General features: G+C 67.2%; 26 protein-coding genes. 10 read left to right on the top strand and 16 right to left on the bottom strand.

The features are described from left to right. Positions 1–2 precede the first annotated feature (2 nt). The 4 genes from tgt to H2037_RS11145 all read right to left on the bottom strand — a co-directional run bounded on the left by tgt (position 3) and on the right by H2037_RS11145 (position 4,352). The gene (gene tgt, locus H2037_RS11160; RefSeq protein WP_292121783.1) at positions 3–1,118 is read right to left on the bottom strand and encodes a tRNA guanosine(34) transglycosylase Tgt; all 1,116 of its coding nucleotides are present in this window, start codon (positions 1,116–1,118) and stop codon (positions 3–5) included. After that, positions 1,115–1,600, bottom strand: coding sequence for a hypothetical protein (locus tag H2037_RS11155; RefSeq protein ID WP_292121682.1), 486 nt, complete (start codon positions 1,598–1,600; stop codon positions 1,115–1,117). Before H2037_RS11155 ends, tgt begins: the two co-directional genes overlap by 4 nt. Before the next feature lie 1,137 nt (positions 1,601–2,737). Continuing rightward, entirely contained in the window at positions 2,738–3,823 is a 1,086-nt protein-coding gene (gene queA, locus H2037_RS11150; protein ID WP_292121679.1) for a tRNA preQ1(34) S-adenosylmethionine ribosyltransferase-isomerase QueA, read from the bottom strand. A 34-nt stretch (positions 3,824–3,857) separates the two neighbouring features. After that, positions 3,858–4,352 carry a DUF305 domain-containing protein gene (locus tag H2037_RS11145; protein WP_292121676.1) on the bottom strand — a complete coding sequence of 165 codons (495 nt, stop codon included), beginning with the start codon at positions 4,350–4,352 and terminating at the stop codon, positions 3,858–3,860. Positions 4,353–4,464: 112 nt separating this feature from the next. Here H2037_RS11145 and H2037_RS11140 point away from each other — a divergent pair, with 112 nt between their 5' ends. The 4 genes from H2037_RS11140 to H2037_RS11125 all read left to right on the top strand — a co-directional run bounded on the left by H2037_RS11140 (position 4,465) and on the right by H2037_RS11125 (position 7,585). Continuing rightward, positions 4,465–4,935, top strand: a complete 471-nt coding sequence (locus H2037_RS11140) for a hypothetical protein (RefSeq protein WP_292121674.1) — start codon at positions 4,465–4,467, stop codon at positions 4,933–4,935. Positions 4,936–4,975: 40 nt separating this feature from the next. Continuing rightward, positions 4,976–6,652 (top strand): lysine--tRNA ligase, encoded by a 1,677-nt coding sequence (locus tag H2037_RS11135; RefSeq protein WP_292121671.1) that lies wholly within the window; start codon positions 4,976–4,978, stop codon positions 6,650–6,652. A 111-nt stretch (positions 6,653–6,763) separates the two neighbouring features. Beyond that, a complete protein-coding gene (locus tag H2037_RS11130; RefSeq protein ID WP_292121668.1) occupies positions 6,764–7,234 on the top strand; it encodes an SH3 domain-containing protein in 471 nt (156 codons plus the stop codon). Between the two features lie 204 nt (positions 7,235–7,438). After that, positions 7,439–7,585: a hypothetical protein gene (locus H2037_RS11125; RefSeq protein WP_292121640.1), complete on the top strand. Its 147-nt coding sequence runs from the start codon at positions 7,439–7,441 to the stop codon at positions 7,583–7,585. A 24-nt stretch (positions 7,586–7,609) separates the two neighbouring features. On the opposite strand, the gene H2037_RS11120 is transcribed toward H2037_RS11125, so the two are convergent. The 5 genes from H2037_RS11120 to H2037_RS11100 form a co-directional block, all read right to left on the bottom strand. Continuing rightward, on the bottom strand, positions 7,610–8,245 hold the full coding sequence (locus H2037_RS11120; protein ID WP_292121637.1) for a helix-turn-helix transcriptional regulator: 636 nt from the start codon (positions 8,243–8,245) through the stop codon (positions 7,610–7,612). A 55-nt stretch (positions 8,246–8,300) separates the two neighbouring features. Then, the gene (locus H2037_RS11115) at positions 8,301–8,723 is read right to left on the bottom strand and encodes a hypothetical protein (protein WP_292121634.1); all 423 of its coding nucleotides are present in this window, start codon (positions 8,721–8,723) and stop codon (positions 8,301–8,303) included. A gap of 99 nt (positions 8,724–8,822) precedes the next feature. Further along, complete coding sequence (locus H2037_RS11110) at positions 8,823–9,173, bottom strand: hypothetical protein (protein WP_292121632.1); 351 nt, start codon at positions 9,171–9,173, stop codon at positions 8,823–8,825. 132 nt (positions 9,174–9,305) lie between these two features. Further along, the gene (locus H2037_RS11105) at positions 9,306–9,698 is read right to left on the bottom strand and encodes a PaaI family thioesterase (RefSeq protein WP_292121630.1); all 393 of its coding nucleotides are present in this window, start codon (positions 9,696–9,698) and stop codon (positions 9,306–9,308) included. Beyond that, positions 9,695–10,144 (bottom strand): PaaI family thioesterase, encoded by a 450-nt coding sequence (locus tag H2037_RS11100; protein ID WP_292121627.1) that lies wholly within the window; start codon positions 10,142–10,144, stop codon positions 9,695–9,697. The genes H2037_RS11105 and H2037_RS11100 overlap by 4 nt, the downstream gene beginning before the upstream one ends. Positions 10,145–10,224: 80 nt before the next feature. Between H2037_RS11100 and H2037_RS11095 the strand changes: the two genes are divergently transcribed. Continuing rightward, positions 10,225–11,256, top strand: a complete 1,032-nt coding sequence (locus H2037_RS11095; protein WP_292121624.1) for a ligase-associated DNA damage response exonuclease — start codon at positions 10,225–10,227, stop codon at positions 11,254–11,256. A 6-nt stretch (positions 11,257–11,262) separates the two neighbouring features. Here the strand turns inward: H2037_RS11095 and H2037_RS11090 are convergent, their stop codons facing one another. Continuing rightward, positions 11,263–12,906 (bottom strand): response regulator, encoded by a 1,644-nt coding sequence (locus H2037_RS11090; RefSeq protein ID WP_292121621.1) that lies wholly within the window; start codon positions 12,904–12,906, stop codon positions 11,263–11,265. A gap of 211 nt (positions 12,907–13,117) precedes the next feature. On the opposite strand from H2037_RS11090, the gene queC reads away from it, so the two are divergent. Genes queC through H2037_RS11075 form a run of 3 tightly spaced genes read left to right on the top strand, consistent with a single transcriptional unit; the run spans position 13,118 to position 14,837 of the window. Next, entirely contained in the window at positions 13,118–13,837 is a 720-nt protein-coding gene (gene queC / locus H2037_RS11085; RefSeq protein ID WP_292121618.1) for a 7-cyano-7-deazaguanine synthase QueC, read from the top strand. Continuing rightward, positions 13,834–14,469, top strand: coding sequence for a 7-carboxy-7-deazaguanine synthase (gene queE / locus H2037_RS11080; RefSeq protein WP_292121780.1), 636 nt, complete (start codon positions 13,834–13,836; stop codon positions 14,467–14,469). The genes queC and queE overlap by 4 nt, the downstream gene beginning before the upstream one ends. Further along, the gene (locus H2037_RS11075) at positions 14,466–14,837 is read left to right on the top strand and encodes a 6-carboxytetrahydropterin synthase (RefSeq protein ID WP_292121777.1); all 372 of its coding nucleotides are present in this window, start codon (positions 14,466–14,468) and stop codon (positions 14,835–14,837) included. The genes queE and H2037_RS11075 overlap by 4 nt, the downstream gene beginning before the upstream one ends. Here the strand turns inward: H2037_RS11075 and H2037_RS11070 are convergent. From H2037_RS11070 to H2037_RS11050, 5 genes are all read right to left on the bottom strand, one after another. Continuing rightward, on the bottom strand, positions 14,832–15,920 hold the full coding sequence (locus tag H2037_RS11070) for a M48 family metallopeptidase (protein ID WP_292121616.1): 1,089 nt from the start codon (positions 15,918–15,920) through the stop codon (positions 14,832–14,834). The two genes, H2037_RS11075 and H2037_RS11070, sit on opposite strands and share 6 nt — an antisense overlap. Position 15,921: 1 nt before the next feature. Then, a complete protein-coding gene (locus tag H2037_RS11065) occupies positions 15,922–17,085 on the bottom strand; it encodes a DUF898 family protein (protein WP_292121613.1) in 1,164 nt (387 codons plus the stop codon). A 112-nt stretch (positions 17,086–17,197) separates the two neighbouring features. Then, entirely contained in the window at positions 17,198–17,890 is a 693-nt protein-coding gene (locus H2037_RS11060) for an alpha/beta fold hydrolase (protein ID WP_292121610.1), read from the bottom strand. 66 nt (positions 17,891–17,956) lie between these two features. Further along, positions 17,957–18,235, bottom strand: a complete 279-nt coding sequence (locus H2037_RS11055; RefSeq protein WP_292121607.1) for a hypothetical protein — start codon at positions 18,233–18,235, stop codon at positions 17,957–17,959. Between the two features lie 57 nt (positions 18,236–18,292). Continuing rightward, positions 18,293–19,150 (bottom strand): thioesterase family protein, encoded by an 858-nt coding sequence (locus H2037_RS11050; RefSeq protein WP_292121606.1) that lies wholly within the window; start codon positions 19,148–19,150, stop codon positions 18,293–18,295. Positions 19,151–19,330: 180 nt separating this feature from the next. Between H2037_RS11050 and H2037_RS11045 the strand changes: the two genes are divergently transcribed. Together H2037_RS11045 and H2037_RS11040 are read left to right on the top strand one after the other, a co-directional pair. Continuing rightward, a complete protein-coding gene (locus H2037_RS11045; protein ID WP_292121604.1) occupies positions 19,331–19,822 on the top strand; it encodes a helix-turn-helix domain-containing protein in 492 nt (163 codons plus the stop codon). A 9-nt stretch (positions 19,823–19,831) separates the two neighbouring features. Next, positions 19,832–20,458, top strand: a complete 627-nt coding sequence (locus H2037_RS11040) for a hypothetical protein (RefSeq protein WP_292121602.1) — start codon at positions 19,832–19,834, stop codon at positions 20,456–20,458. Positions 20,459–20,507: 49 nt separating this feature from the next. Here the strand turns inward: H2037_RS11040 and H2037_RS11035 are convergent, their stop codons facing one another. Continuing rightward, on the bottom strand, positions 20,508–21,728 hold the full coding sequence (locus tag H2037_RS11035) for an RtcB family protein (protein WP_292121600.1): 1,221 nt from the start codon (positions 21,726–21,728) through the stop codon (positions 20,508–20,510). Positions 21,729–21,922: the final 194 nt, after the last annotated feature.

Raw genomic sequence — 21,922 nt, 5'->3', positions numbered from 1 at the left:
CTCTAGCCGTTCGACACATGCCGGGCATGGAAGTCGCGGCGGAACTGTTCGAACCGGCCCTCGGCGATGGCGGCGCGCATGGCCGCGGTCAGGGCCTGGTAGAAGGCGATATTGTGCCAGCTGAGCAGCACCTTGCCGAGGATCTCGTCGGCCCGGATCAGGTGATGCAGATAGGCCTTGGAATAGGCGGATGACGGCCCGTCGATGGTCGGGTCCAACGGGTCCTGGTCCTCGGCGAACCGGGCGTTCTTGAGGTTCAAAGGCCCGTCCCAGGTCCAGGCCTGGCCGTGGCGGCCGGCGCGCGTGGGCAGGACGCAGTCGAACATGTCGACCCCCCGATACACCGCCTCGACCAGGTCGATGGGCTTGCCGACCCCCATCAGATACCGGGGACGGTCGGCGGGCAGCATTTCGGGGGCATAGTCCAGCACCTCGCACATGGCCTGGTGGCCTTCGCCGACCGCCAGGCCGCCGATGGCGTAGCCGTCGAAGCCGATCTCCCGAAGCTGGTCCGACGACTGGCGGCGCAGATCCTCGAAGGTCGAGCCCTGCTGGATGCCGAAAAGGGCCTGGTGCTCGCGCTCGCCGAACCGGGCCTTGGAGCGGGCGCCCCAGCGGATCGAAAGCTCCATGGCCTTGCGGGCCGCGTCTTTCTCGGCCGGATAGGCGACGCACTGGTCCAACTGCATCGAGATATCGGCGCCGATCCGGTCGGCCTGGATCTCGATCGAGCGTTCCGGCGTCAGGACGTGTTTGGAGCCGTCGATGTGCGAGGAGAAGGTCACGGCCTCCTCCTTCACCTTGGAGATGCCGGCCAGGGACATGACCTGGAAGCCGCCGCTGTCGGTCAGGATCGGCTTGTCCCAACCCATGAATTTGTGAAGCCCGCCCAGCCGTTCCATCCGCTCGGGGCCGGGACGCAGCATCAGGTGATAGGTGTTGCCCAGCAGGATGTCGGCGCCGGTCGCCGCCACCTGATCCACCGTCATCGCCTTGACCGTCGCCGCCGTGCCGACCGGCATGAAGGCGGGGGTGCGGATGTCGCCGCGCGCGGTCTTCAGCACGCCGGTGCGGGCGCGGCCCTCGGTCGCGGAAATCTCGAAGGGGAAGGGCATCAGGCGATCAGTCGTTCTAGCCGCTCGACCCGCGCCAGATCCTTGGGGCGGCCGAACAGGCGGTAAAGGGCGATATGGTCCCGGATATCGGGCACGAACAGCGGGACATCGTCGATGAAGACCCGGCGCCGCGATGTAAAGACGACCGGCCGCCATTCGGCGCCGTCGCGGGTCTCCAGATCGGCCATGACCTCGACCAGGATCGGCTGGTTCGGCGCGCGGCCGAAGACGGACGAGCGGAACAGGCCCTCGCCGGGATCGGGCACGACATGACCGTCCAGTTCCGCCAGCAAGGCGCGGGCGTCGCGCGGGGCGCACAGGACGTCGATGTCGGGCACGTGCAGATCGGTCAGGCCGTAAAGCGCCATGGCCGCCCCGCCGAAGATCCACCAGGGCTCGCGCAGATCGCGCGCGGCCTCCCCGACGGCGATCAGGCCGTCCTGGAGATCATCGGGGAGGTCATGCGGTATGTCGTCGAAAGACACGGTGCGGGGCTCTGTTTTGTCAGCAGGCGGCATTTAAGGGGTCGGGCGGCGGAAGGCCACAGGGCAGGTGTGCGGAAGCGTCCTCGCCGCTTTCGCGGCGAAGTTGGGGGAGGGAGCGGGACGCCGGGTCTGCGCCCGGTGAGATGTGTTTTGTTACCGTTTCGGCGCAGTCGTTCGTCCCGCGCGGTCGTTTTCCACGCGCCCTCCGGCTGGCGGCCCTTGCTTTCGAGCCTTGCCGGATCGGCGGGACGCCTTGCGACGCCTTCGCCGGGGCGGACATGCCGGTGACGACACCGACGGCGGTCCGCATCCGAAGCGCGCGGCGAGCAGAGGGCGGCATCCATCGCCGCCCTTAAGGCCCCCGGCGGTCTCCACCCCGCCGGCTTCATCGCTCGACCACAGCCCCGCCGCCGTCAGGGCGTGGATCCGACGCCCTCCCCATCGGCGGGGATGGGAAGCAGCATAGGGGCGCCGGGACCCCTGGGGCGTCGATCGGGGCGAGAAAGACGCAAGCGGTTGGAAAGACTGGGTTTGGACCAGCGTCATTGTGACAGTTGGGGCGGGGAAGGTCGTCGTTTGCGTCGGTGGGGCGTCAAGAGCCCCTCCACCCCCGCGCAAGGGGCGCGGCGGTCCCCCTCCCCGCAGAGCGGGGAGGAGACGGTGGGGCGGCGAGGTCTGTCTCCTCCCCACATCGTGGGGAGGTGGCTCGGAGCGAAGCGGAGAGACGGAGGGGTTCTAAACCGCGTCGCCGATGTGCGGGCGCGATGAAAGATGGGGCGGGGCGCGTTGCTCGACTCCGTCGGGGAGGTTAGGTCGTCATTTGCTTTCGTCATTCCGGGCGAAGGGCCGCTTGGCCCGAAGACCCGGAACCCAGCGGCGCCGAAGGCGAAATCCATCCGCCGCACTATGTCCCAAGACTGAGTCCGCGACAGGTTCGCGCTTACGCGCGCCGCTGGGTTCCGGGTCTCCGCTGCGCTCCGCCCGGAATGACGAAAGCGGTGCGGGCGCGTTGCTCGACTTCGTCGGGTAGAGAAGGTCGTCATTGGCGTCCGTGGGACTTCAAGAGCCCCTCCACCCCCGCGCGAAGAGGCGCGGCGGTCCCCCTCCCCGCGAAGCGGGGAGGAGACGGTGGGGCGGCTAGGCGCGGAACAGCAGCGAGCCGTCGCCGTAGGAGTAGAAACGGTAGTCGTGCGTGACGGCGTGGGCGTAGGCGGTCTTCATCGTTTCCTGCCCGGCGAAGGCGCTGACCAGCATGAACAGGGTCGATTTCGGCAGGTGGAAGTTCGTCATCAGCACATCGACCGCGCGGAACCGATAGCCGGGGGTGATGAAGATGGCGGTGTCGCCGTGGAAGGGGCGGATGTCTCCGTCCGCGGTCGTGGCGCTTTCCAGCAGACGCAGCGACGTGGTGCCGACTGAGACGATGCGGCCGCCGGCGGCGTGGACGGCGTTCAGGGCGGCGGCGGTCTCGGCGGACACTTCGCCCCATTCGCTGTGCATCCTGTGGTCGGCCAGGTCATCGACCTTGACCGGCAGGAAGGTGCCGGCGCCGACATGCAGGGTCACGGCGTGGGTCGAGACGCCCTTCGCCCGGACGGCGTCGAGAAGGGCGGGGGTGAAATGCAGGCCGGCGGTGGGGGCGGCTACCGAGCCGTCGTGTTCGGCGAAGACGGTCTGATAATCCGACCGGTCGCGGTCGTCCTCGGGTCGTTTGGCGGCGATATAGGGGGGCAGGGGCATGACCCCGACATCGCGGATGGCGTCGTCCAGGGCGGGGCCGGACAGGTCGAACCGGAGCGTGATCAGGCCGTCCTCGCCCTTGTCCGCGACCGTCGCGTCGAGCCGCCCCAGGTCGCAGGCGGCGTCCGCCACACGCCCGAACCGGATGCGGTCGCCGGGTTTTATCCGCTTGCCCGGCTTCATGAAGGCGGACCAGACGTCGGGGGCGTCGCGGTGGTGCAGGGTGGCCTCGACGGCGACGGTCAGGGTCTCGCCGTCCGGGCCGGGGCGGGTGCGGACGCCCGACAGACGGGCGGGGATGACGCGGGTGTCGTTGAACACCAGGGCGTCGCCGGGCTGGAGGAAGTCGGGCAGGTCCCGAATGACGCGGTCGTCCAGCGCGCCGGTCTTCACCACCAGCAGCCGTGCGGAATCGCGCGGATCGGCGGGGCGCAGGGCGATGCGGTCTTCGGGCAGGTGGAAGTCGAAATCGGCGGTCTTCATCAGGCGGGGCAAAGGCCACGCGGGGGCCGGAGGGTCAAGAGGCAGGGGAGGCCGGCGCCAGGTCCGGCGCGTCGGGCGGCGGGGGATTGCGCGACAGGTCGGCGATCAGGGTGTTCATCTCGGCGATCTCACGCACCTGGGTCCTGGCGATGCCGTCGGCCAGTTCGCGGACGCGCGGGTCGCGAATATGGGCTCGCTCGCTGGTCATGATGGCGATGGAGTGGTGGGGGATCATCGCCTTCATATAGGCGACGTCGCCGATGACGGCCTGGCTTCGAACCAGCCACAGCGAACCGGCGAACACAACGAGCGCGCCGGCGATGATGAGCTGGTTCCATCGTGGCTTCGCATACATGGACCACATGAACCCCATCATGATCGCGGCCATGACCGCCCCCATCAGCAGGGCCATGTAGAGGCGGGTCTCGCTGAACCGGACGTGTTCGATCTGGTAGGTGTTCAGGAACATCAGGCCGTACATGACGACGGTGGAGACGGCGATCATCGCGGCGAAGCGGCGGTAGCTCATGGCGGTTCATGGGGTTGTTTGGCGTTCCAAACTTAATGCGGGGCGGCCGGTACCGATCCCACGCAAGCCCGTTCGCGACTGAACCGTCCCCCCGGTTCGGTGTTGAAGCGGGATGAAAATCCTCGACCTGCTTCCCTCCGTCCTCATCGGCGCCGTCGCCAGCGCCCGGTCCATGACCCCGATGGCCGCCATAGCCGGGGCGCGGCTGGCGCACCGGGACACGCCGGGGCGGCTGTGGCTGCTGAATCATCCGCTGTTCAAGTTCGGGGCCCTGGCCATGGGCGTCGGCGAGCTGTTCGGCGACAAGATGAGGTCGGCGCCGGACCGGACGGTGTTCCTGGGCCTGCTGGCGCGGGTGATGAGCGCCGGGATCGCCGGTTCGGCCCTGGCGCCGCGCGGCCGGGAGAAGCTGGGGGGCGGGCTGGCGGTCGCGACAGCCGTTCCCCTGGCCTATCTGACGCTGGCCGGCCGCAAGACGGCGATGGCGCGGATCGGTCAGACGAAAAGCGGCTTGATCGAGGACGCGCTGATCGTCGCGGCGGGGGCGGCGGTGGTCGGTCTGGCGGTGGGAAGACGCCGCTGAAACATTGACCCCGCGGGCCTGACGCGCCAAACCGCCCGCCATGCTTCAGAACCTTGAAACTCTCGCCCGCGAGGCCAAGTCCTGGCCGTTTGAGCAAGCCCGCAATCTGCTGGCGCATGTGCTCAAGAAACGGCTGAGCGATGCGGAACGCGACGCGGCGAAACTGCTGATCGATGCGGGCAAGACCGACGAGGCGCTGGCGACCTTCCCGGCCTTGCAGCGGCCGGTGATCCTGGAGACGGGCTATGGCCCCTCGGGCCTGCCGCACATGGGCACTTTCGGCGAGGTGGCGCGCACGACCATGGTGCGCAACGCCTTCCGGGCGCTGACCGGCGACCGTTGGCCGACGCGGCTGATCGCCTTTTCGGACGACATGGACGGGCTGCGCAAGGTTCCCGAGGGGATCCCCAATCCGGAGATGCTGCGCGAGGATCTGCACAAGCCGCTGACGGTGGTCCGCGACCCGTTCGGGACCCACGACAGTTTCGGGGCGCACAATAATGCGCGGCTGCGGGCGTTCCTGGACGGTTTCGGCTTCGACTACGAGTTCATGAGTTCGACCGAGACCTATCGTTCGGGCCGGTTCGACGCGACCCTGCTGACCTTGCTGGAGCGGTACGACGCGGTCATGGCCATCATGCTGCCGACCTTGGGCGAGGAGCGGCGGGCCACCTATTCGCCCTTCCTGCCGGTCAGCCCGATCACCGGCCATGTGCTGCAGGTCCCGACGCTGGCCCGCGATGTCGACAAGGGGACGATCACCTTCGAGGACCCGGCCGGCGAGCCGGGCAACCGCACCGAGGTTCCTGTCACCGGCGGCCATGTGAAGCTGCAGTGGAAACCAGACTGGGCCATGCGCTGGGTCGCTCTGGACGTCGATTACGAGATGTCGGGCAAGGACCTGATCGAAAGCGTGCGCGAGAGCTCGAAGGTCTGCCGCGCCCTGGGCGGCACCCCGCCGGAGGGGTTCAACTACGAGCTCTTCCTCGATATCGAGGGCAAGAAGATCTCCAAGTCCAAGGGCAATGGTCTGACGATGGAGGAGTGGCTGCGCTACGGCACGCCCGAGAGCCTGAGCTGGTATATGTTCCAGTCGCCGAAGTCGGCCAAGTCGCTGCACTTCAACGTCATTCCGCGCGCCATCGACGACTATCTGGCCTTCATCGAAGCCTACAAGACCCAGGAGCCGGCCAAGCGGATCGACAACGCCGTCTGGTCGATCCACGCTGGCGATCCGCCGACCCATACGTCGCCGGTGTCCTTCGCGCTGCTGCTGAACCTGGTGGGGGTGGCCAACGCCTCGACCAAGGACCAGCTGTGGGCCTATTTCGCCAAATATCTGCCCGAGGCGACGCCCGAGAACGAGCCGCTGCTGGACCGGCTGATGGACCATGCGCTGCATTATTACGAGGACTTCGTGAAGCCCTCGAAGTCGTACCGCCTGCCGGACGACAAGGAGAAGGCGGCCCTGCTGGATCTGGCGGAACGGCTGAAGGCTCTGCCGGCGGATACGACCGACGGCGAGCTGATTCAGAACGAGGTCTATGCGGTCGGCAAGGCGCATGAGTTCGAGCCGCTGCGGGCCTGGTTCGGGGCGCTGTACGAGGTGCTGCTGGGCGCCTCGCAGGGGCCGCGGTTCGGGTCTTTCGCGGCCATCTATGGTCTGGCGCAGACCATCGAACTGGTCGAGGCGGGTGCGCGAGGCGAACTGGCCTGATCGTCGCCGCCATGAAGATGAACCGAAAATAACGGCGAAGCTCCGGGAGCCTTCAGGTTCGGCCGGGCATTCTCCCTCTCATCGGCAAACGCGATGACAGGAGATTGAGCTATGTCGAATAAGTTTCTGAATACGGGTCTGGCCACCGCAGCGGCTCTGGCCGCCCTTGTGACCGCCGCCCCGATGGCCGCCCAGGCCCAGGCCAACGGCGTGACCAACTGCGACGCCCCCGGCGGGCGTCAGCAAGCCGGCGCCCTGATCGGCGCGGTGGTCGGCGGCGTCGTCGGCTCGAACCTGGCGCGCAACGAGCGCACGGCCGGCACCATCGTCGGCGCCGGCGCCGGCGCCGCGGCCGGTTCGTATATCGGCTGCAACCAGCAACGCACCCGCGCGGCGGCCCAGGCCAACGCCAACACCTATCGCGCCGGCACGAACCTGCGGATCCGCAGCGGCCCCGGCACCGGCTATCGCCAGTCGGGCAGCCTGTCGGCCGGCCAGCCCTTCACGGCCGTGGCCTCGCAGGGCGACTGGATTCAGATCGCCGGCGGCGGTTGGGTCAACGCCAACTATGTGACCCGCTAAGGGTCGCCTTCCGAAAGACTGTTCCGGCGGCGGGGCCGTTCACGCCCCGTCCAGTACCCGCCGCCGGGACTGTCGCAAGGCTCGCGGTTCGCCGTTGGAGCCGAAGCCCCGTCCGGTTCGCCGGGCGGGGCTTTTTCTGGGCCTGATTCTGGGCCGGGCTTCGGGCGAAGGGCAACCTGGAGCCGGTTGGAGGGTTAGGTCGGCATGTCCAGGCGAACGTCCAAACCCCCGATCCTTCGCAGCAAGCGCGGCGTCATCATTCTGATTATCGTGCTGGTGGCGATCTTCGTCGCCCTCTATGTCGGCGTCGGCGCGACGGCCTTCTTCAAGACCCAACCGCCGCCGATCTGAGCGGGCGTCGACACCGTCGTACCGCTATTGGCTGACCCATAGGATGCGCGCCATCCATTCGATCTCCCGACGCGCCACCACGCGGGGCGGATAGTCGGGGTTGATCGAGGACAGGGTTGCGGTTCGGGCGGTCAGGCCGGTCAGCTCCTTGGCCACCACCTCTCCCGAGGTCAGCCGGGCCACGATCCGGTCGCCCCGCCGCACGGTCGGGTCCCCGCGATCGACGATCACCCGGTCGCCCTCACGGTACAGGGGCGACATCGAGTCGCCGGTGATACGCAGGCTGAAAGTCGAAGCGTTGACGCGCGGCAGTTCGGTCTGGTCCCAGCCGTCGCCGACAGGCAGGCCCGCATCGTCGAAGAAGCCGTCCAGGCCGGCGCTGGCCAGACCCAGCAGGGGCACAGTCGTCGGCGCCGGCGGCGCATCGTCGGCCAGGGCGGCGAAATCGGCCAGCGAGACGCCGGTCGCCTGCAGGATCAGGGTCACGCTCTCGGTCGACGGCCAGCGCGGACGCGGCGGATCCCCGGCGCCGAACCTCTTGGACGGATTGAAACTGGTCGCGTCCAGCCCCGCCCGCCGCGCCAGCCCCGACGGCGACAGGCCCTCGCGCCGCGCCAGGGCGTCCACGGCCTTCCAAAGTTTGGCGTGCGACAGGGGCATGGACTTCCCGCAAGTGAGTCGGGAAAGTTTAGGAGAAGATGGTAGGAATTTCTACCTATTCATACTGGGCGGCCAGCTTGCGTTCCTGCCAGGCCCAGAAGGTGCCGACGCCGATGCAGAGGATGATGAGGTAGCTGGTCAGGTTCATGACCGTGTACAGCGACGCGATCGGCACGCTTTTCGTGGTCAGGATCATCACGTGGCCCATGACGGTCACGAGCTGCAATCCCGCAGCCCAGGTCGGCCATGACTGGGGCGCGCGCCATGCGATAGCCGCGAGCGCCACAAGCACGGCGGCGTCAATCAGGAACATGCCGATCGGTAGGCCGCGAAAACCCACGTTTTCCTGAACGACGAGGGACGCAATCCACGCAAGAAAATAGATGCCTGCCCCCAGTCTTTCGCGGGACCCACCCTTGATAAAGGCGAACAACGTCATGCCGACCATGAATACGGCCCCCACGACGGCATAACCCATGTTCACCATAGCAAATCGCCCCCGCGCTGAATGCACGGGGGCGACAGTGGACCAATTCCGGTTAAGCGAGAATGTCAGTCCGGTAAGCTTACCAAGAATTCACGCAACCGAACGGAGTTGAGCCGAGGCGCGAGTTTCTTTCGGGTCGAGCCAGTCGTCGGGTTTGCCGACCGGGCCGGCGGCGTAGGTTCCGAAGCCCATCCGACGATGGTCCTTCTGGAGCTCGGCGTGGCAGGCCACGATCGATTCGCGGGCGGCGGCGAGGGCGGCGATGGTTTCCATGGCCTTGGCCTGCGACGCCGTGGCGGCGACGGGCGAAAGCGACAGGGCGGTGCGGGCGCCGATGAAGGATTGAACCAGCATCGTCGCCTGGGTGATGGCGGCGTCGATCGCGTGTTCGGTCGCATGCAGATCGCCGGCGACGCTGGCGATGACTTCAGTCCGTTCCATGAGAAAGCCCTCAAAACAAGGTTTACAACGTGTGAAGTCTTAACACGTCTTAACCCTGTTCGATAGAGTCTCGTTAACCTTTTTTGCAATCTTGCGTTGAAGCGCCGCCGTTACGCGAAGGGCTGGAAAAGCCTAGGGATTGTCGAGCAGGAAGTGGGCGGTGAGGGAGGCTATGGGTTGGTCGCGCGCCTCCTGCCAGGCTTCGGCCTGGACGTGTGCGACGCGTCGGCCGGCGCGGCTGATCTGGGCGCGGGCGAAGACGTCGACAGGACGGCCCGTGCGCAGATAGGCCACGGTGACATTGATCGGGCGAGGCAGGCGCGGGCTGGGGAAGGCGAGGGCGACCTGGGCCATGGCCGTCATCTCCAGCAGGGCCGCCGTCGAGCCGCCGTGCAGGGCGGGCAGCATGGGATTGCCGATCAACCGGTCCGCGAAGGGCATGATCACCGTGATCTCGTCGCCGCTGACGAGAGTCCGCAGGTCCAGGAAACGGGCGTAGGGGATGCGTTCGAGCAGATCGCTCATGCGGCGGCTCCCCTGGCGGCGGGCGCGCGGTTCAGCACATAGGCGGATTGGGCGGCGGCGACGGGATCGGACGGATCCTCCTCGAACGCCCAGGCGCGCACGAAGGCGATCGTCGGGGTCAACCGGTAGCATTTCGCCTGGGCCAGAAGATCCGCGCGGGGCCGGGCTGCGCGCATATAGTCGACCCGAAGGTCCAGCGTGGCGATGGCTTGGAACTCCTCCATGGCCGTCCATACCGCCAGGCCGCCGATATGATCGAGCAGGGTGGTGACCAGACCGCCGGCGAGGACGCCTGTGTCGGGATCGCCGACCAGATCCTCGCGCCAGGGGACGCGAATGCGGGGCTCGCCCTCATGCAGGCCGTCGAAGGCGAAACCGAGGGCGCCGGTATGGGCGGAACCGGCCGCGAGCTGAGGCAGGATGGTGTCGACGAAACTGTCGTGCATGCGAACGAACGTCCGTTAAGCCTATGATCGTCTTACTGTATGGAGGGGCGACCCGACGGCGTCGAGAGCGTTACGCAACCATGATCCGACCCGAAGACCTGCTGCATCCCACACCCGCCGGCCTGTATTGCCCGCCGGGGGACTTCTACGTCGATCCGGTGCGACCGGTGGACCGGGCGGTGATCACACACGGCCATTCGGATCATGCGAGAGCGGGTCACGGCGCAGTGCTCGCCACGCGCCAGACCCTGGCCATCATGGCCGAACGCTACGGCCCCGACTTCGCAGGACGCGAGCAGCCGGTCGACTATGGCGAGGCCGCCTCGATCGGCGGCGTCGATCTGCGGCTGATCCCGGCCGGCCATGTGCTGGGTTCGGCCCAGGTCGAGGTCCGGTGGAAGGGACTGACCATGGTGGTGTCCGGCGACTACAAGCGTCGGCGCGACCCGACCTGCCCGGCGTTCGAGCCGACGCCCTGTCACGTCTTCATCTCGGAGGCCACCTTCGGCCTGCCGGTGTTCCGGCATCCGCCGGCCGAGGAGGAGATCGGGCGGCTGGCAAGATCGCTGGGCCAGTTTCCAGATCGCGCCCATCTAGTCGGCGCCTATGCACTGGGCAAGGCGCAGCGGATCATCCGGTCGTTGCGCGAGGCCGGCTGGGAGCGGCCGATCTATGTCCACGGGGCGATGGAGCGGCTGAACGCCCTCTATGAACGCGAGGGCGTCGATCTGGGGCCGATCCTGCCGGCCCGCGGCCTGCCGAAAGGCGCGTTGGGCGGGGAGGTGGTCATCGCCCCGCCGTCGGCGATCCAGGATCGCTGGGCCCGCAGTTTCGCCGATCCGGTGACGGCCTTTGCTTCCGGCTGGATGGGGGTTCGGGCGCGGGCGCGCCAGCGGGGGGTGGAGCTACCGCTGGTGATCTCGGATCACGCCGACTGGGGTGAACTGGTCGCCACCTTCGAGGAATTGAAGCCCGACGAGATCTGGATCACCCACGGCCGTGAGGAGGGACTGCTGCGGTGGGCCGAACTGAACGGCCAGAAGGCGCGGGCGCTGCGGCTGGTCGGTTATGACGAGGAGGACGAAGAGGCGGCCTCGGTCGGGGCGGACTGAAGCCGGTCAGGCCCGCCGGCGCGCGCGTCGAGAGGGGGAGGTTTCGGCTTGTCCGCCGGTTTCGGCTTGAACCTCGGGGGGGGCCAGGGCGGCGTTCATGGCCATGCGCAGGCGTTCGGGCTTGATCGGCTTTTCGACCACCGCGGCCATGCCGATCGACAGATAGTGTTTGGCGTCTTCCGGATCGGCGTTGGCGGTCAGGGCGACGATGGGCACGCGGCTGACGGGGCCGTCGAGGGCGCGGATGGCCCGGGTCGCCTGGACCCCGTCCATGCGCGGCATCTTGATGTCCATGAGGACCAGGTCGTAGCGGTTTTCCTGAACGGCCTGAAGCGCCTCGAGACCGTCTTCGGCCAGTTCGGAACTGCAGCCGAACATCTCGCACAGCGCCTGGGCCACGACGCGGTTGGTGGCGTTGTCGTCGACGATCAGGACATGAGGGGCGGACTGCAGGTTCAGTTCGGACAGATCGGAAACGTTCGACGGCGCCTGCGCTTCGACGATGGCGCGACGGGCGGTCAGGTCGAAGGCGAAGGTGGCGCCCCGGCCCTTGTTGTTTTCCGCCCAGATGCGGCCGCCCATGCGGTCGATCACCTGGCGGCAGATGGACAGGCCCAGCCCGGCGCCGTCGGGGCCGGAGCCGTGGACGAAGGGTTCGAAGATGCTTTCGACGCGATCTGCATCCACGCCCGGGCCGTCGTCGCGGACACGGGCTTCCATGCGAACCTGATCGCCGTCGACCCAGGCCTTCAGCCCGGCCTCGACGACGCCGTTCCGCGCGAATTTCAGCGCATTGCCGATCAGATTGTTGAACACCTGCTTCAGGCGCACGCCGTCGATGACGGCCGCCAGTTCGGTGTCGCCTTCGTAGCCGACCATCAGGGTCACGCCGTCCTGAGAGGCGCGCGGCTCCCACAGGGCCTGAACATCGTCCATGACGGCGCGCAGCGGGGTGGGGGCGGGGGTCAGTTCAAGCTCGCCGGCCTCGGCCTTGGACAGGTCGACCGCGTCCTGAAGGATGCGCAGCAGGCTTTCAGAGGAATCGATGATGGTCTGGACATGCGTCTGGGCCGTGTCGTTCAGCGGCTGGCGGCGCAGGAGTTCGGCGACGGCCAGCACACCGTTCATCGGCGTGCGCAGTTCGTGGCTCATGATGGCCAGGAACTGGCTCTTGGCGCGGGCGGCGGCGATGGCCTGGGCGCGGGTGTCGTTGAGGAGGGCGGCCTGGTCGGCCATCTGGGCGTCGTGGGCGCGCTGGCGATCCGTCGCGACCTTGAGCAGGGTCGCGACAGTGCCGACCCCGTGATAGCGGCCGTTCTTGGTGACGATGAAGCCGCGCAACAGGGCTGCGGCTCCGCCCTTCAGCATGATGTCGCAGAAAGCGTCCACCTCGACGTCGCCTTCAACCACCGCCGGCTCGGGGTCCATGGCGAAACTGATCGGGCGACCATCGTAGAGGGCATGACCGAAACGGCCGGCGATTTTCTGAAGGAATGCAGTGCGTTCGACCAGCCCAAGGGGGCGGCCATGTTCCACGACCGGAATGACCAATACATCAGGCTCGCGTTCGAAACGAGCAAGCACCTCGCAGCCGAGCATCGACGGGGCGATGGGCTCCGGATATTCTGAAAGGATATCAATGGTCGGCATACTGCCTGGAACTCCTTACTCGATCAGAGCATGGACCAGGAGCACTTGCCGATTAGTTAAGCCGGATCAGAAACTTTTACCGATGACAACGGGTGTCATCAGCGGTGATTTGGCGTCTCCCCCGGGTCTGGTGTAGAAGGCCGCCCCGACCCATATGGGTCCCCATCCCTTTGTGCATGCGCGCGGCCGACCGGCCGACCGCAGATTCGTCATGAGCGTCATCCTGGAAAAACTCCCCACATCGGCTCTGGTCCTGTTCTCGGGCGGACAGGACAGCGCGACCTGTCTGGCCTGGGCGCTGGAGCGGTTCGAGCGGGTGGAGACGGTCGGCTTCGACTATGGCCAGCGCCATCTGGTCGAGATGGAGGCGCGTCAGGCCGTGCGCGCCGGCATGGACGCCGCCCTGCCGCAATGGGCCGACCGGTTGGGCGAGGACCATGTGGTGGACCTGACCGGATACGGCCGGATCGCCGAGAGCGCCCTGACCGCCGACCGCAAGATCGAGATGGACGCGCGCGGCCTGCCGACCACCTTCGTGCCCGGCCGCAACCTGATCTTCCTGGTCGCCGCGGCGGCCCTGGCGGACCGGCGGGGGCTGGAGGTTCTGGTCGGCGGCATGTGCGAGACGGATTACTCAGGTTATCCCGACTGCCGTCACGAGACGATGGAGGCCATGGCGCGCGCCCTGTCGCTGGGGCTGGACAAGCCGGTGGTGATCGACACCCCGCTGATGTGGCTGACCAAGGGGCAGACCTGGGCGCTGGCCGAGCGGATCGGGGGCGCGCCCCTGGTCGAACTGATCATTGAGGACAGCCACACCTGCTATCAGGGCGACCGGACGCACCGCCACGCCTGGGGCTATGGCTGCGGCGAATGCCCGGCCTGCGAACTGCGTGCGGCGGGGTATGAAGATTGGGTCGCAAGTCGGTGACCTATTCGGCCAAGGAAGTCTTTCTGACGGTGCAGGGCGAGGGTGGACAGGCGGGGCGGCCCGCCGTCTTCCTGCGCTTCGCCGGCTGCAATCTGTGGAGCGGGCGCGAGCAGGATCGGGCGACCGCCGTCTGCAGCTTCTGCGACACGGATTTTGTCGGCGTGGACGGCGACGGGGGCGGCAAGTTCGCGACGGCCGACCTGCTGGCCGACCATGTCGCGGCGATGTGGCGGGGCCGGGCGGGGGACCCGAAACTGGTCGTCTGCACCGGGGGCGAGCCCCTGCTGCAGCTGGACGCGCCATTGATCGCCGCCTTGCATGGGCGCGGGTTCGAAATCGCCATTGAAAGCAACGGCACCCTGGCGGCGCCGGACGGGATCGACTGGATCTGCGTCAGTCCCAAGGCGGACGCGGCGGTGATCCAGATCAAGGGCCAGGAGCTGAAGCTGGTCTATCCGCAGGCCAAGGCCCCGCCCGAGCGGTTCGAACACCTGGCGTTCGAACGGTTCTGGCTCCAGCCCATGGACGGCCCCGACCAGGCGGCGAACACCGCCGCCGCCATCGAATACTGCCTGACCCATCCCCAGTGGCGCCTCAGCGTCCAGACACACAAATATATCGGCGTCCGATAATGCCCGTCTTCGAAATCACAAAACAGGCGACCTTCGACGCCGCCCACCACTTCCCCAACGAACCCGAGGGCAGCATCTATCGCCGCATCCACGGCCATTCCTTCACGGTCGAGGCGACGGTGAGGTCCGAGACCCTGGACGCCGAACACAACTGGGTCGCCGACCTGGGCGCGCTGGACCGGGCGCTGAAGGCGGCGGCGGAACAGCTGGACCACGGCATGCTGAACGAGCATCCGGGCCTGGAACTGCCCAGCCTGGAGAACCTGTGCCTGTGGTTCGTCAAGGCGCTCCAGCCCGACTGGCCGGGTCTGTGCCGGGTGCAGGTGGCGCGGCCGACGATCAATGAGCGGTGTGTGCTGAGCCTATAGGCCCAACTGGCGGCGGATGACGCGCAGCGTCGGGTCTTCGGCCTTGCAGGCCGATCTGACCATACGCCAGTCCTCTGCGGACAGGGCGGGGGCGCCGGGGCGTTCGGCGGCGCGGGCCTCTCTGGCGCGACGGCCGGAGGCCGGGTGGGTGGCGGCGAACTCGGCCGCTTCGGCCAGTTTCTGATCCTCCATCTTCGACAGGCGGTCGAAGAAGGCGGCCATGCCTTTTGAGCTGAAGCCGGCTTCCTGCAGGAGCGCGCGGCCCCGTTCGTCGGCTTCGTGTTCGGCCGCACGGCCGTAGCTGAGGTCGGTCGCCTGACCGGCCAGGATCACCGCCTGTTGGCCCGCGCCGGAGCCGCCGCCGACGACGGCGTCGAGGATCAGGCCGAACCCGAGGCTGCGCCACACCGCCTGCATGACGTGGCGCTTTTCGACGTGAGCGATTTCGTGCGCGACCACGGCCGCCACCTCGTCCGGGGTTTCGGCCGAGCGGATCAGGTCGTCGGTAACGATGATCGACCCGCCTGGCAGGGCGAAGGCGTTGATCATCGGCGCCTGGACGGCGCGGACGCGGATGTCGAACGCGGTGTCGGCGTTGGAGGCCAGACGGTCGGTCATGGCCTGGAGGGCGACCTGGCCGTCCTCGCCGTCGCAGCGGGGGAAGAGGGCGTTCATCTGCAGGTCGAAGTTCCGACCCATGTTGCGCTCGTATTCGACCGGTGTCGCCCGGGCGAGCGGACCCGACAGGGCCGGGATGCCGAAAAAGACGAAGCCGGTCACGGCCGCCGCGACGACGGCGAGGGCCACGGCCAGGCGCCGCTCGCGCGAACGGTCGCGGCGGGCGGTCTGTTTGGCCAGCAGACCGCCTGATTGGGTCCAGTCCGTGCGCGAAACCACCAGCCGGGCGTCCGGTTCGGCGCTGTGCGACAGGCGGGCCTCGTTCGCCTCGAAGGTCAGCGCCAGGCCCTTCGACGGCCAGCGACGTTCCTTCTCCTCCGTCGATATGGTCACGGCCTCCGCATCGACGGAGACGACGGCTGGATGAGACCGGGCGTTCTTGCCGTCGTAGAAGCGGCCGTCCATCTCAGATGGCCGAGAAGCCGAAGGCGTCGGCCAGGCCTTCGCCCGATCCCGGGCCGCGGCCGGTCTGATGCGCCAGACCGACCTTGGCCTTGCCGGTCGACTTCAGCCGCTGGATCAGGAAACGCGCTGTCCGCGCCTGGGCCCAGGGCATGAGGAAGCCCAGGGTGATGATGATCAGGAACAGGTTGCTGACCGTCAGCCACCACAGGGGGAGAGCCTTGACGTCCAGGGTCAAGTCCGCGCCGTCCATCGACACCCCCTTGGCGATCGAGCGCAGCATGGCCGCCTGATAGGGCGCCCACACCAGCAGGAAGATCGGGGCGAGCAGCGCCATGACGCCGTAGACGCCGACGATGATCATGACGTCCGGCGGTGCGCCGGATCCGGGTTCCGGCAGCAGCCCGGCGTAACTGAAGCCAGCGATCACTCCGCCGATGACGACGATCAGTAAAACATAGCCCGCAACGGTGCCGAACCAGCCGATAGCGTAAGGACCATAGACGCTCTCGCTCTCCGCGCGACCCACACGGAAGGTCAGTTTGCGGTCTCCGAAGCGCAGGCCGTCCCACAGAGACGCCGCCAACTTGCGTTCCGCCGCAGGCCAGAACCAACCAAGGGTGAATCCCGAGAGCCAAAGATAGCCGAGGAAGCGGAGGCCGTAGCCGCTGGCCGATCCGGTCAGCCGGAAGCGGATGCCGCGCCAGGTCGTGCGGCTGGCCATGTAGCGGAAGGCGCTGAAGACGCCGAAGCCCCACAGCCAGTAGAGGAACATGTAGAAGGGGAAGATGATGACGGCCGCCAGCCCCGGCTGGTTGAACTGCACCGCGAAGACGATCAGCAGGAAGGGAAGGCCGAGCACGACGAGGGCCAGCAGGAAGCCGACGAACAGTTCGACGCCGCGCCCGGTGTATTCGAAGGCCTCGTCATTCAGCCGGACGCCGCTCCAGATGCGGCGGCGCACCTCGGTCTTGCCCCAGAACCGCCAGAGGGTCAGGGTCACGAGGTTCAGCAGGCCGTTCTTCAGGCTGAGGCCCAGAAATTTCGACGGCTGGAGCGTGGTGGAGAAGACCAGGGTTTCGGCGCCTTCGTCGGGATCGGAGATCGGACCCAAGGCGTCATGAAGTGGACGCGCCGGCGTCGGCGCGTCTTCGGTGATGTCGGTCAAAACGCTTCCCCCTACTGTATCCCCTGCTCTGGATATCCGCAGACAACGCGAGGGTGCAATCGATTAAATCGAAAGCGGTCGTCATTGCCGGGGCTGCAGCCGACGGAGCGCCTCAGGCGGAGACCCACTCCACCAAGGCGGCGCTGACCGCTTCGGGCTGTTCCAGGGTAGAGGCATGGCCGCAGTCGGGGATGACGACGAGGTCGGCGCCAGGGATGGCGGCGGCTATTTCTTGAGCGCGGTCCGGCGGGGTCAGCGGGTCACGGTCGCCGACCAGGACCAGGGTCGGAACCTTGATGTCTGCAAGGTATGGACGCGAGTCGATCCGCTTGGTGATTGCGGCCTCCTGGCGGATGAAGCCGTCCGGTCCGACGTCGCGGCCCATGCGGATCTGGGTGTCGATCAGGTCCTGACGGTCGCGATGGTCGGGATGAAGCAGGTTGGGCGTGACCTGGGCCAGGACGGCCTCCAGTTCGCCGTTCCCGACCCGTTCGATCAGCAGACGTCGCGCGTCGATCTGCTCGGGCGTGTCGGCGCGGGCCGAGGTGTCTAGCAGGGCCAGTTTGATGACCCGCTCGGGCGCCTGGCGCAGAATCTCCATGGCGATATAGCCGCCCATGGAGATGCCGCCGAGCGCGAAGCGCGGCGGGGCGTCGCGCAGGATGGCGGCGGCCATGGCGGCGATGGTGTCGCCCTCGAGCGTCGAGGCCACGGTGACCGGGCCGTGCGGCCAAAGGGCGACGGTCTGGGACGTAAACATTTCGGCCGTGCAGGCGAGACCGGGGATCAGGATGGTCGGGGTCATGTCAGGACCGTAGCACGAAACCGCCTCCGTCTCCGCGAGGGGCGAGAGACTTTGGGGCTCCGGCGATCAGCAGGTCTTGCCCTGGCGTTGGCGTTGTTCGCAGCGGCGTTGCTGGCGTTCGTAGTCGCGCTGTTCGCGTTCGCGGCGGGCGCGGGTTTCCTCGTCGGAGGTGGTGACGGCGTCGAAGCCCGCGCCGACGACCGCGCCGGTGGCCTTGGCCGTGCCGCCAACCACGGCGGCGGTTCCGCCGACGACGGCGCCGGCCAGGCAGGCCTGAAGCATCAGACAGCCCGTCGCGACGATGACGATTTGAGCGACGCGGAAGAGGGGATTTCGACGACGCATGAGAGACGACTCCAGAGATTTGGGATAGTCGCACATAAGGGTGAACGGAGGCTGACTTCAGGCGCCCCGCTGCGGCAGCAGTTTGCGCCGCTGTCGCGAGATCGCCAGCGGCGTTCCGTCGACGCCCCAGGCGGCGGCTTCGTCCACCGTCCAGCCCAGGCCCAGGTCCAGCATCCGAAACTCGAAGAAGGCCCAGCCGTCGGGCGCCGTCCGGGGCGTCGGGTCGGTCAGGATGTCTATGCGCAAGTCCACGGTGGTCATGGGCGTCGGCGTGGACGAGGCGGTCCAGGCGGGCGGATAGAGGGCGTCCAGCAGATAGCAAAGGCCGACCTCGTCCAGCGGACGCCGGTCCGCCATCCGCATCCAGGTGCGCTCGACGACAGGCTTGCCCGCGTTGCCGCCGAGAATGTTCGGACCGCCGTCGAACCGGTATTCGACATGCTGGGCGAAATGGGGCGACATGGGGCCGTAGATCGTGGCCTTTGGATCCAAACTCTCCAGCGGGGGCGGCGGCAGGTGCAGCGGCGTCAGCGGGGGCGTATCCGCGTTCAGGCCGTAGGTTCCGGTGGCGTGGTGGGTCATCCGCCCGTCCTGCTCGGCCTCGACCGCCGCATAGACGACATTGCGGCCGCCCCGCAGCAGCCGGGGGCGGAAATCGACCGGGTCGCCGAACCGTGCGGCCGACAGGTACTGGACCGACAGGCTGCGCAGCGGCGCGGTCAGGGCCAGGCCTTCACGCATGGCCTGGGCGCACAGGGCCGCCAGCAGGCCGCCGAAGGGGAAGCCCTTTTCCGGCGCCAGGCCTGACGGGCCGTTGGAGAAATGTCCCGGCACGGGCGCGGACAGGCCGCCGTCGTCCAGGGTGCGGAACGCCAGGGCGGCGTCGAGCGAAACAGGCGGGGTCATGGGGGCCATGGGCGCGATCCTGCGTCAGGCGAAAGAAGGGCGGAAGGCCAAAACGACCTTCCGCCAGTCATTAGGAACAAGGAAGACGAACCGGGAGGTTCGCATGTCCGTTGCCAAACAAGACTGACCTACTGGGTTCGGATTGGCAACCCTCTTGCCAACCGGCTGACGCGGGGTCACTTTCGTCGCATGGGACGCACCGCCGACTACAGCCGCCAAAGCTGCTCCATCGCCGCCACATTGGAGGTGATCGGCGACCCGTGGACCCTGCTGGTCATCCGCGACGCCTTCAACGGGGTCAGCCGGTTCGAACAGTGGCAGGAAAATCTGGGCGTGGCGCGCAATGTCCTGGCCGCGCGGCTGAAAAGCCTGGTCCTGCACGGGGTGCTGGAGCCGCGGCTCTATTCCGAACGCCCGCCGCGCAACGAATATGTGCTGACCGCCAAGGGCAAGGATCTGTACGGCGTTCTGGTGACCCTGCACGGCTGGGGCGCCAAACACGTCTATGGCGACACCGACAGCGGCATCGACATGATCCACAAGACCTGCGGCCACACCCTGACCCCCCGCATCGCCTGCGGCTGCTGCAACGAGATCGTCAAGCCGCGGGACATCCTGCTGACGCGGTCCGAGAACCGGCCGACGGTGGGGGATGTGATGCCGAAGGAAGAGGCGGCTTAGGGGGCTCGCTTGCACCGGCCTGCGCTTCTGAACTGGTTTGCTGATCTTCTCGGCGAACCGCCTCGGCGGGTTGCCGGTGGCGACCTCTTGAGGCCGCAACCTCATGTCGGACCGTTCGCCTATATGGCGCGGCTTTACGACCCATTGGCCGCCGGCGATCTGAACAGCTGGTTGTCCGGAGCGAACTGTTCTCGCAATGATTACACACGCTTCCTGGAGACCGCCGCCAACGGTCTTAGATTTGTGGGTCTCAATCTCTACGGCGTGATCCACAGTATGGATCGGTCGGTAGGGCCTGACGCGGGACAGCCTATAAGCATCGACTACGGAAATCTCATCGGAAGACCTGCCGGAATGGGTGAGGGGCAGATGGTTATCGGCGGAGCGGTCGGCTGGTCCTCACGCGGAGTTTTTATCATCGACGACCAGGGGCGGGTTCGATTGACGCATCACGCGGATGCCCACGACATTGCGGCTGAATGGGATGGTCTGGAGGCCATGCTGAAGGCCGAGACGACGCGCATAGCTTCGCTTCTGGATCTGACGGGGGAGCCGCTTTCGACATATACGGCTTTGATGCACCCAGGTGGACGGCGTTGGGAGACCGAAGCGGAGCCGTTCGCCACGGTTCACTAAGCTCAGAACGACGAAAGCCGGCCCCACCCTGCGGCGGAACCGGCTCCCGTCATCCCTTGACGCACACCACCTGACGCAGGGTGTGCACGACCTCGATCAGGTCGGTCTGGGCCGCGATGACCGCGTCGATGTCCTTATAGGCCATCGGGGTTTCGTCGATCACCTCGGCGTCCTTGCGGCATTCCACGCCTTCGGTGGCGCGGACGTGATCCTCGATCGTGAAGCGGCGCTTGGCCTCGGTCCGGCTCATGGCCCGACCGGCGCCGTGCGAGCAGGTGCAGAACGATTCCGCATTGCCCTTGCCGCGCACGATGAAGGATTTCGCCCCCATAGAGCCGGGAATGATGCCCAGCTCGCCGTCCTTTGCCGACACCGCCCCCTTGCGGGTCAGGAAGACGTCCTTGCCGAAATGCTTCTCCTTCGAGACGTAGTTGTGGTGGCAGTTCACCGCCTCCTGCGTCGTTTCCAGATCCGGCCAGAAGGCCTTCAGCACCCCGAGCACGCTGTCCATCATCACCTCGCGGTTGGCGCGCGCGTATTTCTGCGCCCACGACACCGCCCGGACGTAATCGACGAAGCCGTCCGTCCCTTCCGGGAAATAGGCCAAGTCCTGGTCCGGCAGATTGATGTGCCAGCGGCGCATCTCGTGCTTGGCCCGTTCGATGAAATAGGTCCCGAACCGGTTACCCACGCCGCGCGAACCAGAGTGCAGCATCACCCAGACATCGCCCGCTTCGTCGAGGCACAGCTCGATGAAGTGGTTGCCCGTACCCAGGGTGCCCAGGTGGCCGAAGCCGCGCGGGTGCGCCGCCTTGGGGTGTTTTTCCACCACGGCGTCATAACCCGCCTTCAGATCGGCCCAGCGGGTGACCGCCGAGGCCGGCGGCTCGATGGCCCAGGCGCCCTTGTCGTTGCGCCCGCCGTTGTCGGTGCGGCCGTGCGGAACGGCCGCCTCGATGGCGGAGCGGATCGCCGACAGGTCATCCGGCAGATGTTCGGCGCGGATCGAGGTCCGCACCGCCATCATGCCGCAGCCGATGTCCACACCCACGGCGGCGGGGATGATGGCCCCCACGGTCGGGATCACCGAGCCCACAGTCGCGCCCATGCCCCAGTGCACGTCCGGCATGACCGCGACGTGTTTGTGGATGAACGGCAGCGACGCCACGTTCTTCAGCTGTTTCAGCGCCGCATCCTCGATGGGCACGCCTCTGGTCCAGGCCTTGATCGGCACATGGTCCGGGGTTTCAATCACGTCATAGCCACGCATGGCGGACGTCTCCTTTTCTGGCTGTGATCCTTCTGGACCAGCGCGAAAAGGGATCCGCAGATGCAAGAAACCCCTCCGGCTGGAAGCAGGAGGGGTTTCTGGAAAACCGAAGTCGATCGACCCGTATCTCCCTATGCGCCCTCCACGCACACGCCTTCGCCCTGGACCGGCAGGCGGTCCCAGGCTTTGGGCGC

This window comes from Brevundimonas sp. (genome assembly GCF_013912065.1).
Classification (GTDB): Bacteria; Pseudomonadota; Alphaproteobacteria; order Caulobacterales; family Caulobacteraceae; genus Brevundimonas.
This window is presented reverse-complemented; position numbering and strand designations above follow the sequence as displayed.